Genomic DNA, 14,341 nt, shown 5'->3' on the forward strand with positions numbered 1-14,341 from the left:
GTGTAAAAAATAAACTGACGTTAAATCAGTTCATTTTTACACGTTGTATTTCTTGGGAAAAGTTTAACAGACTCTGTTTGTTGGATGCAAGTACTTTTTTTCTCCATAACCTCAAATAATTTTTCAACCGCTAAAAATCCTAAGTTTTCTTCTGATGTTATCCCTACTGTTGTCAAAGCAATGGAATGATGTTTACTAAGCTCCACATTATCAATGCCGATCACATTAAAATCCCTAGGAACCTGAAAGCCTCTTTCTAAACAAAGGTTCAAAATTTCTATAGCGATGGCATCTGTCGCTGCACAAATTGCTGTAGGTCTTCTGTCTAGTTTTAATAGTTCCTCAAAAGTCTTTTCGATATCTTCCTTATTCGTATTGGTAAAAAATGTAGGTATAGATTTAGCTTCTATTTCATGATCCTTTAGTGCCTTTTCAAACCCTTGGTAGCGACCAAAAAATGTACTCATTTGATGTGGACCACCAATCCAGCATAGTGATTGATGCCCTAATGACAAAATATGATTTGCTGCTAGATATCCTGCTTGCACATTATCTATTTCTACAAAATGTCTATTTTCTTGATGCTTACGATTAAACATAATAAATGGAATTCCTAGCTTTTCTAATTTAAAAAACAAATCATCTTGATAGAGCATCGAAGATAATATAATGGCATCTGCCTTCGTCTCTAAAACTGCATTGTAAATCGAGTGTAAATTATCTTCTGTACCAAAATAAACGTTAACTTTATAGCCACGGGCGTTGACATAATTAACGATAGCGGTCGTCGTATCAACAAAAAAAGGATTGTGTAAAGGACCTGATATTAATGTTATAATGCCTGTCTTTTTCTGAACAAGCGATCTAGCTATATCATTTGGAATATAGTTTAGGTCCTCAATCGCTTTCATCACTTTTTCAACTGTTTTTGGCTTTACTAGCTCTGGCGTATTCAACACTCTTGACACGGTTGTTTGAGATACACCAGCATGCTTTGCCACATCTTTTGAAGAAACCAAAAAACCACCCATTTCATTGTTGTAAAGCTATATTATACCATACATACCTATTGATGATAGGGAGTTAGGGGGTCACTATCTCTCATAAGGCTTTGTCACTTCACTCGCTTTGAAATTGTAGACAGGCTTGATCATCTTAATAATATCCACTGTTTCTCCAATCGCAGATGTAATTTCTGCCATAGGCTTATAGGCCATTGGTGCCTCGTCTAATGTTTCTTCATTGACTGATGTTGTCCAGATTCCCTCCATCGTCTCTTTAAAATCTTCCATATTCAACGCTTTTTTAGCGGCACGACGTGAGTACATACGTCCTGCACCATGTGGGGCTGAATTATTCCAATCAGCATTGCCTTTCCCTATACAAATAAGTGATCCATCGCGCATATTCATAGGAATGACAAGCTTCTCTCCTTTATTGGCTCGGACGGCCCCCTTACGTAGCGTCATTGTCTCCGTCTCAATATAGTTATGAATCGTATCAAATGTATCTATTAGCTGCCAATTCATATGTTTTGCAATGGTTTCAGCAATCGTCCAACGATTCATCTGCGCAAATTGCTGCGCGATTTTCATATCATGAATATAGTCATGGAAATGTTCGTCCTCCAAATAGGCTAACTCTTTCGGAACCACAGGGTGTTTCTCTTTATAGGCTTGAATCATCGCTTGGATTTCCTTTTCTCGCCCTTGTTGTTTCAAGTCCTCTATTTTTTCAGTCAACTCTTGCTGACGTAAATTGTCATAGGCTCTTTTTTGATGCCAGTTTGCTACTTTTGCCCCCACATAACGTGAGCCAGTATGAATTAGTAAATAGTATAGATTTTCCTCATCTTTAGCCAATTCAATAAAATGATTGCCTCCACCAAGTGTCCCTAACGATAGATTTGTATACTCATCCTTAAAGCCACTTGCTTTGAACTGTTTACCTTCGAACGCTAAAAATTGTCGGTCAGGCGATAGTTCCTTATGAACCTCTTGACCGCTCGGTACATATTTTCGAATGATCGTATCGAGTTTCTCATAATCAACCGCCGTTACATCTAATTGCGCTACAAATACACCACAGCCCACATCGACACCGACCAGATTTGGCACAACCCGCTCCTGTAGGTGAATGGTCGTGCCAATAACACAGCCTTTGCCTGCATGATAATCAGGCATAATACGTACCTTTGTACCTGACATAAACGCCTGATTCGTCAATTCTTGGATTTGATCGATCGCTGATGGCAATGCTGTTTCAGCATAAATTTTAGCCTCTGTGTAACGTCCTTTAATTTCAATCATTTTTACCCCTCCCTACCATTTATACGTATAAATGGGATGAAATGTTTCATTCCATAAAAAAACGCCCTAAAAGAATCATTCTTTTAGAACGTTTTGTAACATTTATTCTGCATATTGTATGGCTAGTTTATTTGGTATCTCTGGAATATCGTTCGATTTCACATCTTCTTCTTGTAACGTTAAGCATTGCTGTGGATACATTTCCTTCACATCAAAAGGTATAGCAATACTCTCCATTTTATTATTCATTTGACTACGTGCCAATAAACCGTTCCTCGAAAGATCGATGCTCAAAATAGCCTGCACCGTTTCTTCAAGCATTTCTAGATCCTTTGCTTTTAGTGGCATTTGTTCCTGCATTAAGAAAGGCTGAAGATGTTCCTTAATATAGCCCTGTGCTTCAATTAAACATGAAAATTCATTTAGTTTTTCAGCATACCGCTTTAATTGTCGCTTCTCTTTCGCACGTTGTTGATTTAATTCCTGCACTTTTTGTTCAATACGACTCATACGTTCCTTTACCAAATTGACTAAATAAGGTTGAATGTCTCGAACTGCTTGCAACATGGACGTTTCTGCTTGCAGTACATTGTCGTATTGAGCGACACAAACCACCTGTTGCTCATTTAATTTTTGCACACGCTCTTTGAAAAATTCATTTTGGGTATGCTGACCGAAGATAGCCTTCATCAGCCCTTTACCATGAATCTTTTTATGCTGTGCATCCAGGCGTTCATATTCTCGTGAATACTCACTGTGCATAGTACGATACTCCCGTAACATTTGTTGATAATATACAGCGATTTCAGTAAATTTTTCTACCTTCTCATCTTGTAAATAATCATGCTGCGAGATAGTTTGTAAGAGCTGATAAAGGGTTTGAACATGTGTAAATGTATTGGCCACCTGCTCATATTCTTGCTCATACTCCTTCACTATCGCTAAGTCACGCTGATAGCGAGAAAACTCAAATTGGGTATCGCCTGCGTATTTTTCAATATTCTCAACAGCAGACTGAAAAGGGTCACGTCGTGGAATTACAGTTAATTCGAAGCGGAACCGTTCAAGCCATTGTAAGAAGCGAATTAAAATGGCATAGGTTTTTTTTTCACTATTTTCAGCCACACGATGTATGTGAGCTATTAAATGGTCATATTGACTTTCCTGCCAAAGCTCGAGGTTGTCCGTTTGCTTGGCTGCCAGTGCATTCGTTGCGGAAATAGCTATAAAATCACTCATCAAATGGCCAATACGTTGTTGTTCAGCAGTAATAAATGCGTCTGCATGCTCATCAGCATCGATACCATTGATGACACATAAAGGCTCCACTCCTTTATGCTTTAACGTATCCATTAATAAAAGCTCAGCATCAATCGCCCTAGAGCCGGCTCGTAAAACCCAGAAAATCTCATCTACACGGTTCATCAGTGCTTCAGAGAAATAGGCCATTTCACCTCCCCCAGCTTCTAAGGAAACCGAGTCAATGATTGTCACAGATTTTAATAAGTCATTTTTTAAATATACTTCTAAGTAATCTAAATGTTCACGTAAAATCTGCGAAGCAAATGTATCACCTGTTGTCAGTAGTTCTAATTTACTAAGATCAAATATGGCTACAACACCATCTAAAAAATAGGCTTTAATCTCTTCTTGTTCGCCATATCGAATAAATGTATTGACACCTGTCGGATGTTGATCATTTACAGATAAAACCTCACGTCCGAGGAGTCCGTTGACTAGTGTCGTTTTGCCTACTCGTTGCTTACCGACAATTAAAATCATCGTTTGGTTATTAGCATCTTGAATAATACGATTTAAATGTTTAGCTGTATCTTTCACATATGTATTTTGGACAATAATACCGTACAATTGTCGAAGTTGATCAACAAATTGTGGCAATATATTATTCGCTGAGGTTGTATATTCGATTGGCGTATGGTCAATGTTCGTCATCCTCAAAACCTCTTTTCGTATGCATCTATAAGACCATTATAAATGATACTAATGCTTTACTAATATATAGATCAACGAAAAGAGGACAATATACTTATACATTTATAGGGCAAATAGGAGTTCATCCTTATACCGATACACAATCATTTCACATTTCATTCACAATTCAGACTAAAAGAAATAGCCAATTTTATGAATTTTACTAAAATTGCCAGCGTAAACAACCTTTATTATAGCTATTTAGTTCTACCTGTTCCTTTTGGAATACTATTCCCCGGTGCCCGCCATACGCGCGTAAACTTCACCAAGTGTGGGCATGCCCCCCTGTGCGCTAAATTTTTCAACAGACAATGAGGCAGCAAGATTAGCAAAGTACACTGCCTCATCTAATGATTGACCTTCTACTAAGGCATGAGCTAGTGCACCGTTAAAGGTATCACCTGCACCAGTTGTATCCACAACAGTCGTCATATAGCCTGGGATATGAACGGGAAATATACCATCAAAATAACGCGCACCATCACTTCCTAGCGTTATAATGAGCTTATTAGGATACTTTTCTAGCAGCTGATCGATGGGCTCGTTAAAAATTTCTGCACATTCTGTTTCGTTTGGCGTTAAATAGGCGATATCCTCCATCCACTGTCTATCAAAATTTGCCGCTGGTGCAGGATTTAATAATACTGGCACTCCCACCTCTTTACATAGTTGAATAGCATAGGCTGTTGTCTCTTTTGGAATTTCCAGTTGAATGATCACCATTTGGCTTTTTTGTAGCAACTCTTTGGATGCCTCAATATGTGTAGGTGCTAATTCATAGTTGGCACCAGGCACCACTACAATTCGATTATCTTGATTGTAAATAAGAATATTAGCAATACCTGTTGGAGCTGTAGCACTATGAACAATGGCATCTGTGTTTACTTGCTCTTGCAGTAAACCTGCACATAATGTTTCACCAAAGCTATCCTGACCGACACAGCCAATCATTGCCACATCACTCCCAAGTCGAGCAGCCGCAACTGCCTGATTGGCCCCTTTTCCTCCTGGAACAGTTTGAAATGCATGGCCAAGAATCGTTTCTCCTTGCTTTGGAAAAGCATTCATTTGTACAACTAAATCCATATTTAAACTTCCTATAACTGTAATCATTAATGTCCCTACCTTTCTTCTAAGCTCTATTTTAATGGAGAAAAAAGATCAAGGACAGGGTGTTTTAAAAGCTTTTTAAAGTTTTCCTAATAATCCTTTTCTAGCCTCACGTTCAATTTTACTATCACAATCTTCGCAGGAGAATTTTCCTTTCATATTTCTTTTATACAAGGTATATTTCCTTGTCCCTTCCACAACCTCAAACGTCTTTTTGCAAAAAATACAGGAAACTGAATAAGTAATCATAATCTATTCTCCTTTCAAATAACTTGCTACTTCCACATTATCAAAAAATACCATTTATTCACAATGTTTACATTCATAATATTCTTATCAAACTTATTTCTATTCACATTCTATCCATAATTAGTATGGTTATTTGCCAACGCAAAAAAAACTGAAGACAACGCTCAGTTTGTCTTCAGTCTCCAAAAATATATTAATAGGCTACTCGCTTCTCTTCATAAGCAGCGATATGGTCTTCGTATTTAATAGTTAAGGCAATCTCATCCCAACCATTTAGCAATGTTTCCTTGTAGTACGGATCAATTGTGAAATGATAGACTGTTCCATCATCATCTGATACCGTTTGTGCTGCAAGATTTACTTCCACTGAATATGGGTTTGCTTTGCCCTTCGCTAGAATTTCATCACATTCCGCTTCTGTTAGCTTAATAGGAAGAATCCCGTTTTTAAAGCAGTTATTATGGAAAATATCTGCAAAGGAAGGCGCAATGACGACATGAAATCCATAGTCCAATATGGCCCATGGTGCGTGCTCTCGAGAAGAACCACAGCCGAAATTATCCTGTGCCACTAGAATTTTTGACTCTTTAAATGCTGGTTTATTTAATACAAAATCTTTTATTTCATTGCCGTCTGCATCAAAGCGCCAGTGATAAAATAAATACTGTCCAAAGCCTGTGCGCTCAATACGCTTTAAAAACTCTTTTGAAATAATTTGGTCTGTATCCACATTTTTACGATCAAGTGGTGTAATAACACTATTTACGATATTAATTGGTTCCATTTTCAACATCCCTTCCGTGTAAAAACAAGCTTTACACAGTTTCCTTTACAAATTCACGTACATCTACAAAATGACCTGCAATTGCGGCTGCAGCTGCCATTGGTGGAGATACTAAATGTGTACGAGAGCCAGCTCCCTGACGCCCTTCAAAGTTGCGGTTGGATGTGGAGGCACAGCGTTCACCAGCTGGGACTACATCATCATTCATCGCTAAACACATGGAGCAACCTGACTCTCGCCATTCGAAGCCGGCGTTTGTAAAGATTTTATCTAAGCCTTCTGCCTCTGCTTGTTTTTTCGTAGTATGAGAGCCTGGAACAACGATTGCTGTTACATCACCATGTACTTTTCTTCCTTTAATAACATCCGCAGCTGCACGTAAATCACTAATACGCGAGTTTGTACAGGAGCCAATAAAGACATGCTGGATATCAATGGACGTTAATGGTTGCCCTTCCTCTAAGCCCATATAATCAAGAGCTTTTTGAAGTGCTGCCTTATCGGATTCATCTTTATAATCTGCTTGAGTTGGGACGTGACCAGAAACTCCTGTACCCATCGATGGATTAGTTCCCCATGTAATGATAGGCTCAATTTCTTCCGCATGAATAATACGAACTGTATCGTAAGTAGCATCCTCATCAGAAGCTAGGCTTAACCAATAGTTAGCTGCTTCCTCAAATTGCTCACCCTGTGGCGCATATTTACGACCACGAATATAGTCTACTGTTGTTTGGTCAGGGGAAATCAGCCCTGCCTTGGCACCAGCCTCAATCGACATATTACAAATCGTCATCCGTTCTTCCATGGACAGTTTGTGGATAGCCTCTCCAGTAAATTCCACAATATATCCTGTGCCGACTCCGATTCCGAACTTTGCAATAATGGCTAAAATGATATCTTTAGCGGCTACTCCGACTGATAGCTCCCCTTCAACACGAATTTCCATTGTCTTTGGCTTATTTTGCCATAATGTTTGCGTCGATAATACATGCTCTACCTCAGAAGTTCCAATACCAAAGGCAATTGCTCCAAATGCACCGTGTGTGGATGTATGTGAGTCACCACAGACAATCGTTTTGCCAGGCTGTGTAAGCCCTAACTCTGGTCCAATCACATGGACAATTCCTTGATCAGGATGGCCCATACCTGCCAGCTCTACACCAAACTCTTCAGCATTTTTGGCTAAAGTTTCAATTTGGTTACGTGCAATCGGATCATGGATGGTTGGTAAATTTTTTGTTGGAACATTATGGTCCATTGTTGCAAAGCTTAAATCTGGACGACGTACTTGACGTCCATTCATCCGAAGTCCCTCAAAAGCTTGCGGAGAAGTTACTTCATGAATTAAATGAAGATCAATATATAACAGGTCCGGTTTGCCCTCTTCCTGATAAACAACATGTTTACCCCAAATCTTTTCAATTATATTTTTACCCATTGTCTTCACCTATTTCTTTAAATATATGTTGTCATAATGCTTTGTGAAACAAAACTAGTATCAATTTCATTAATAACCTTGTCTGTCCATTCATTTGTTGATAAAACGCGACTGCCATCTCGGGCAAGATCTGCTGTAAAATAACCATCATCAAATACCGCACTTACGGCACGTTCAATTTCTGCTGCTTCTTCCTTTAAGCCAAACGAGTATTGAAGCATCATCGCTACAGAAAGAATAGTTGCTGCAGGATTTGCTACTCCTTGCCCTGCAATCTCAGGTGCTGACCCGTGTACTGGCTCATATAGGCCAAAGTTATCTCCACGAATAGATGCCGACGGTAATACACCTAAAGAACCGGTAATAACAGATGCTTCATCACTTAAAATATCCCCGAACATGTTTTCTGTAACTACTACATCATAGTGCCCAGGATTTGTAATCAGTTTCATCGCTACAGAATCTACTAGGTTATGTTCCACCAAAACATCTGGATATTCTTTTTTCTTTGCTTCTACGACTTCTCGCCATAAACGACTTGTTTCAAGAACATTCGCCTTGTCAACAGAGCATAACTTGCCTCCACGTAAACGTGCTAGCTCAAAGGCATTTTCAACGATACGCTCTACTTCTGCTTTTGAGTAAACAGTTGTATCAATTGCGCCATTTTCAGTACGCATACGTGGTTCCCCGAAGTATACGCCACCTGTTAGTTCACGAACAATCATTAAATCAACGTTTTCAGCTACCTCACGCTTCAATGGTGAAGCATCTAGTAAACTCGGGAACGCCTTTACAGGACGTAGATTAGCAAATAAATCAAAGTGTTTGCGAATTCGCAATAATCCCTTTTCAGGGCGTAATTCAGGTGGATTCTGATCCCACTTTGGTCCTCCAACTGCTCCTAGTAGAACCGCATCACTATTCTCACACATCTCAATAGTTTCATCTGGTAGTGGATTATTGTGTTGGTCGATGGCAGCGCCCCCGATTGTTCCATACCCTAAATGGAAAGTATGATTAAACCGTTTTCCAATCACTTGTAATACACGCACAGCAGAAGCAACAACCTCTGGCCCAATTCCGTCACCAGGAAGTACTGTAATTTTTTTCTCCATCATCAAAACACCCTTCTTTATATAGCGCATTCGCTAATTTAGTAAAGACGCTCACCAAATTTATGAATGATGAGCGTATTCAATTTTCTTGATTAACCATATACGCCATGATTATTGCATCCGACTTGTGAATGGTACCTCACACATTTCACCACTTGTAAAACTGGATGATTAATTAAACTGGATGTGCACGAAGACTTTCTTTTATTAAATGACGGTTAATAGCATTTAAATAAGCTTTCGCCGATGCTTCCAAAACATCCTGAGAGGAGTTGCGGCCAGTCGTCGATACATGATCATAACGAATATTTATAACAGCTTCACCAAGTGCATCACGGCCTTTACCCACTGATGTCACACGGTAATCAATCACTTGAACAGCACTTGGTACTAGCTGCTCTAGCGTGTTAAAAATGGCTTCTACTGACCCAGAACCAGTGGCAACTACTGTTTTCTCTAATCCCTCTGGTGTTAGCACAATGGCTGTGGCCGTCGGAATATTTTCTGTACCATATTGCACTTGAACCATTTTCAATTCAAATAGTGGCACATCCTCTAACTGAATTTGCTGTTCCGTAAGAAGAGTCAGTAAATCTTCCTCTGTAATTTCCTTTTTACGATCCGCCAATTTTTTGAATTCCACAAACGCCTTATTCAACTTTTCATCTGATAGATCAAAGCCCATTGTTTCAGCTCGATCACGGAAGGCTGCTCGACCAGAATGTTTTCCAAGAACTAACGGTATTTCACCTTCACCAATCAGTGCAGGTGAAATAATTTCATACGTTTCTGGATTTTTTAACACACCATCCTGATGAATTCCAGATTCGTGTGCAAATGCATTTTTCCCAACAATCGCTTTGTTTGGCTGAATCACAACGTTTGTCAATTTACTGACTAATTGGGACGTACGTTTAATCTCTTGCAGCTGTATCCCTGTCTCAACCTGATAAAAATCCTTCCGTATATGAAGGGCTACGGCAATTTCTTCTAACGCTACATTGCCTGCTCGCTCTCCAATGCCATTAATTGTTCCCTCCACTTGTGCAGCACCATTTTCAATTGCCGCCAATGTGTTGGCTGTTGCCATTCCTAAGTCGTCATGACAATGGGCAGAAAATTTGACTTTATCAGCGCCTTTTACGTTTTCCAGCAAATACTTAAATAATGCACCATATTCGTAAGGGGAGGCATAGCCGACTGTATCAGGGACGTTAATCGTTGTGGCCCCAGCAGCAACCACTTCATTCATAATTCGTACTAAAAATTCACGATCTGAACGGAATGCATCCTCAGCAGACCATTGTACAAGGGGGAAGTATTTTTTCGCATATTTAACCGCTTCAACCGCTTGCTCGATCACTTGTTCTGGTGATTTTTTCAGCTTGTATTCCATATGGATAGGCGAAGTAGCTAGGAAAATATGAATATGTGGTTGTTGAGCTACTTTAATAGCTTCCCATGTCGTATCAATATCCTTTTGGATACAACGAGCAAGGCCCGTTACGACTGAATTTTTTACTGTTTCAGCTATGCGATGGACTGCATCAAAGTCACCGGGTGACGAAGCAGGAAACCCTGCTTCAATTATTGTCACACCAAGGCGCTCTAACTGTTTAGCAATTTCTATTTTCTCTGCTGTATTTAAATTGATACCAGCAGATTGTTCACCATCGCGAAGCGTAGTATCGAAAATATCAATTTTTCGCACTTGTCGCCACTTCTCTTACCACTTTTTCTTTACCTTCGTTGATGAATGGCATCATCTCACGTAATTTTGCGCCTACTTCTTCGATTTGATGGTTCGCACCAGCCTCTTTGAACTTTGTATATTCAGGACGACCATTTTCATTTTCTTGAATCCAACGGCGAGCAAACGTACCATCTTGGATATCCGTTAACACATCTTTCATACGAGCTTTTACAGACTCATCGATGATGCGTGGTCCTGCCACATAATCTCCCCACTCAGCTGTATCTGATACGGAGTAACGCATTGTTGCCATTCCACCTTCAAACATTAAATCAACAATTAGCTTTAACTCATGTAGTGTTTCAAAGTATGCTAATTCTGGTTGGTAGCCTGCTTCCACTAACGTTTCAAAGCCTGCTTTTACTAGCTGCGTTGCGCCACCACAAAGTACTGCTTGTTCGCCAAATAGGTCAGTCTCTGTTTCTTCTTTAAATGTTGTTTCAAGAAGGCCACCACGTGCGGCACCAATGCCTTTACCGTAAGCAAGTGCTAAATCTTTTGCTTGGCCCGTTGCATCTTGATGGATAGCAAATAAACCTGGTACACCAGCACCTTCTTGGAATTGACGACGAACTAAATGTCCTGGCCCTTTTGGTGCTACTAAAAATACATCTACATCTGCTGGTGGTGTAATTTGCCCAAAGTGAATATTGAAGCCGTGTGCAAACATTAGCGCCTTCCCTGCTTGTAAATGTGGAGCAATTTCTGCTTCATACACAGCTTTTTGTCGCTCATCTGGTAGTAGAATTTGGATTACATCTGCTTCTTGTGCTGCTTCAGCCACTGTTTTTACGTCAACACCATCTGCTTTAGCAGCATCGAAAGATCCTCCTGGGCGAACCCCTACTACTACGTCAAAGCCTGATTCTTTTAGGTTTAATGCATGGGCATGACCTTGTGAGCCGTATCCGATAATAGCGATTTTCTTTCCTTTTAATACTTCCTCGTTAATATTTTGTTCATAGTACATTGTAGCCATTGTTGTTTCCTCCTAGAATTTGGTTTATTTTCACAGCTCTAGATGCATGACATTTTGGTAGTGCTCACATCTAAAGCTATCAATTTTATAGGCAAACTATTTTAAAATAGAGAGCTGCGGATTCGAGATCTTTTGTGTTTCACGAACTGAGGCAGTTGCCCCTGTACGTGTAAGTTCTTTAATGCCATATGGTCGAATTAGTTCAATAAAGGCATCTATTTTGTCTGGGTGTCCTACGACTTGATACGTCACTACATTTTTAGCTGTGTCAATTATTTGAGCGCGGAACGGTTCAACAATCGAATTCATTTCCAAGCGTAAATTGGGTGGTGAAATAACCTTTACTAGTGCTAGTTCTCGCAGAACAATTGATTTATCAGTAATATCATTAACCTTTAATACATCAATTTGTTTGGATAATTGCTTCACCAGTTGTTCAATTTTGCCTTCATCCTCTACATTGACAACAAAGGTCATTTTTGAAAAATTCGGTTGCTCTGTATGACCAACTGTAATGGATTCAATATTAAACTGACGTTTCATAAGTAAACCTGTTAATCGGTTTAACACACCACTTTGGTTAATCACAGTTACGGTAATTACTCGTTTCAATTCTTTTTCACCCCAATCATTTCATGTAGGCCTTTGCCTGGTGCTACCATTGGGTATACACATTCAAGCTGTTTCACACGACAATCGATTAACACAGGCTCATCAGAAAGTAATGCCTCTCGGAAAATAACTTCCGCTTCATCAATTGTGTTAATGCGATAGCCTTTAATGCTATACGCATCTGCCAATTTAACAAAATCCGGTTGGATTGGCATAAGTGAGGATGAATAGCGCTCTTCATAGAATGTTTCTTGCCATTGACGAACCATTCCTAAACAGCTATTATTCAAAATCACTATTTTTACTGGTAAGTTAAATTCCTGTAGAATGGACAGCTCCTGTGCAGTCATTTGAAACCCTGCATCTCCTACAATTGAAATAACTTTTTTGTCTGGCTTCGCAAATTGGGCACCAATTGCGGCTGGGAAGCCGAAGCCCATCGTACCAAGTCCACCAGACGTTACCCAGGCATGATCGTTATTTAAATGATAGTATTGCGCTGTCCACATTTGATGCTGCCCAACATCTGTTGTCACAATGGCATCACCCTCTGTAATTTTATGAACTAATCGCAATGCCTCTTGTGGTAAAATTTCCTGATCATGATCATTCTTGCAATACCATAATGGATAGTCATTGGCGTGATTTCTTAAATAAGCTAGCCAATCCGTTGTATCAGGACCATCGAAATCCTTTTTCAGTATCGCTTTTAATGCTTCTTTTGCATCTGCCACAATCGGAATATCTGTTGGTACGTTTTTACCAATTTCAGCAGGATCAATATCGATATGAACAATAGTCGCATTTGGTGCAAATGTAGCTAAATTACCTGTTAAGCGATCGTCAAATCGAGCACCAATATTAAGTAATAAATCTGCCTTTGTTATGGCTGTGTTCGCTGTTGCCGTTCCGTGCATGCCTGCCATCCCTAGGAATAATTCATGTTCGCCGTGGATGGAGCCTAAGCCTAGTAAAGTATTCGTTACAGGGATACGGTATTTTTCAGCGAATGCTGTTAATTCTTCACGTGCGTCTGCAAAAAGAACACCTGCACCAGCTAAGATGACTGGATTTTTTGCTAAAGAAATTGCTTGTATCGCCTTTTGGATTTGTAAGTAGTTAGGCTTATAGGTTGGTTGATAGCCTGGTAAATAAATTTCATCTGGTGCTTGAGGCGGATTTTCTACATCAAACAGCATTTGTGAAACATCCTTTGGGAAGTCAACGACAACTGGTCCCTTACGACCTGTGCTGGCAATATGGAAAGCTTCTTTGACAATACGTGGGATGTCATTTACATCTTGTACTTGATAATTATGCTTGGTAATGGGTGTTGTAATTCCCATAATATCCGCTTCTTGGAAAGCATCTGTGCCAATAACAGAAGTAGCAACCTGACCAGTGAATACCACTAAAGGTATGGAATCAATCATGGCATCGGCTATTCCTGTAACAAGATTTGTTGCGCCTGGGCCACTTGTAGCAATGACCACACCCGTTTTCCCTGAAACACGCGCATAGCCTTCCGCCGCATGGATGGCACCCTGTTCATGTCTTGTTAAAATATGACGGATTGGATTTTTATACATCGCATCATAAATTGGTAATACAGCACCACCTGGATAGCCAAAGATGATTTCAACGCCCTGATCGTGCAATGCCTGCACTAGTACATCGGCCCCGTCTTTTGCTTGATAGGTTTGCTCAACTGTTGCAGTTGTTGCTAATTGTTCTTTTTCATTGATTGAAACATTCGCACTCATCAATATGCCTCCTTTATTTCTTTCAAACTCACACATCAGTGTTGTAGATTAATGAAGTGTCACTAGCTGGTTAGTCTATGCGCTCCTCCTGATGAAGGAGTGTTAGCTCATTCCATTATGAAAATAATAAAAAGCCTTTTTCTCCACACGCAAAGAACTACCTTACGTAGGGATGAAAAAGACTTTCCATGGTACCACCCTTTTTTATAGCAAATAATTGCTACCTCGCGA

At 39.7% G+C, this 14,341-nt stretch carries 12 protein-coding genes; all 12 read right to left on the bottom strand.

From position 1 onward, the window contains the following. Positions 1-20 precede the first annotated feature (20 nt). The 12 genes from AC07YC_RS09475 to ilvB all read right to left on the bottom strand — a co-directional run bounded on the left by AC07YC_RS09475 (position 21) and on the right by ilvB (position 14,110). On the bottom strand, positions 21-1,019 hold the full coding sequence (locus tag AC07YC_RS09475; RefSeq protein ID WP_494919165.1) for a LacI family DNA-binding transcriptional regulator: 999 nt from the start codon (positions 1,017-1,019) through the stop codon (positions 21-23). Between the two features lie 75 nt (positions 1,020-1,094). Beyond that, positions 1,095-2,309 carry an RtcB family protein gene (locus AC07YC_RS09480; protein WP_494919167.1) on the bottom strand — a complete coding sequence of 405 codons (1,215 nt, stop codon included), beginning with the start codon at positions 2,307-2,309 and terminating at the stop codon, positions 1,095-1,097. 102 nt (positions 2,310-2,411) lie between these two features. Further along, complete coding sequence (locus tag AC07YC_RS09485; protein WP_494919168.1) at positions 2,412-4,262, bottom strand: dynamin family protein; 1,851 nt, start codon at positions 4,260-4,262, stop codon at positions 2,412-2,414. Between the two features lie 267 nt (positions 4,263-4,529). After that, entirely contained in the window at positions 4,530-5,414 is an 885-nt protein-coding gene (rbsK, locus tag AC07YC_RS09490) for a ribokinase (RefSeq protein ID WP_494919169.1), read from the bottom strand. Between the two features lie 75 nt (positions 5,415-5,489). Next, positions 5,490-5,660, bottom strand: coding sequence for a hypothetical protein (locus tag AC07YC_RS09495; protein WP_008180501.1), 171 nt, complete (start codon positions 5,658-5,660; stop codon positions 5,490-5,492). 193 nt (positions 5,661-5,853) lie between these two features. After that, entirely contained in the window at positions 5,854-6,444 is a 591-nt protein-coding gene (gene leuD / locus AC07YC_RS09500; protein ID WP_336635084.1) for a 3-isopropylmalate dehydratase small subunit, read from the bottom strand. Between the two features lie 31 nt (positions 6,445-6,475). Continuing rightward, positions 6,476-7,885, bottom strand: coding sequence for a 3-isopropylmalate dehydratase large subunit (gene leuC, locus AC07YC_RS09505; RefSeq protein ID WP_494919170.1), 1,410 nt, complete (start codon positions 7,883-7,885; stop codon positions 6,476-6,478). 17 nt (positions 7,886-7,902) lie between these two features. Then, a complete protein-coding gene (leuB, locus tag AC07YC_RS09510) occupies positions 7,903-9,003 on the bottom strand; it encodes a 3-isopropylmalate dehydrogenase (RefSeq protein ID WP_043990737.1) in 1,101 nt (366 codons plus the stop codon). A gap of 175 nt (positions 9,004-9,178) precedes the next feature. Continuing rightward, a complete protein-coding gene (locus tag AC07YC_RS09515; RefSeq protein WP_494919171.1) occupies positions 9,179-10,714 on the bottom strand; it encodes a 2-isopropylmalate synthase in 1,536 nt (511 codons plus the stop codon). Next, on the bottom strand, positions 10,701-11,735 hold the full coding sequence (gene ilvC, locus AC07YC_RS09520; protein WP_008180491.1) for a ketol-acid reductoisomerase: 1,035 nt from the start codon (positions 11,733-11,735) through the stop codon (positions 10,701-10,703). Before ilvC ends, AC07YC_RS09515 begins: the two co-directional genes overlap by 14 nt. Positions 11,736-11,831: 96 nt before the next feature. Next, positions 11,832-12,347, bottom strand: coding sequence for an acetolactate synthase small subunit (gene ilvN / locus AC07YC_RS09525; protein ID WP_025116198.1), 516 nt, complete (start codon positions 12,345-12,347; stop codon positions 11,832-11,834). Further along, the gene (gene ilvB / locus AC07YC_RS09530; protein WP_336635087.1) at positions 12,344-14,110 is read right to left on the bottom strand and encodes a biosynthetic-type acetolactate synthase large subunit; all 1,767 of its coding nucleotides are present in this window, start codon (positions 14,108-14,110) and stop codon (positions 12,344-12,346) included. The genes ilvN and ilvB overlap by 4 nt, the downstream gene beginning before the upstream one ends. Between the last annotated feature and the right edge of the window lie 231 nt (positions 14,111-14,341).

This window comes from Lysinibacillus sp. GW247-5R2A, assembly GCF_059424475.1.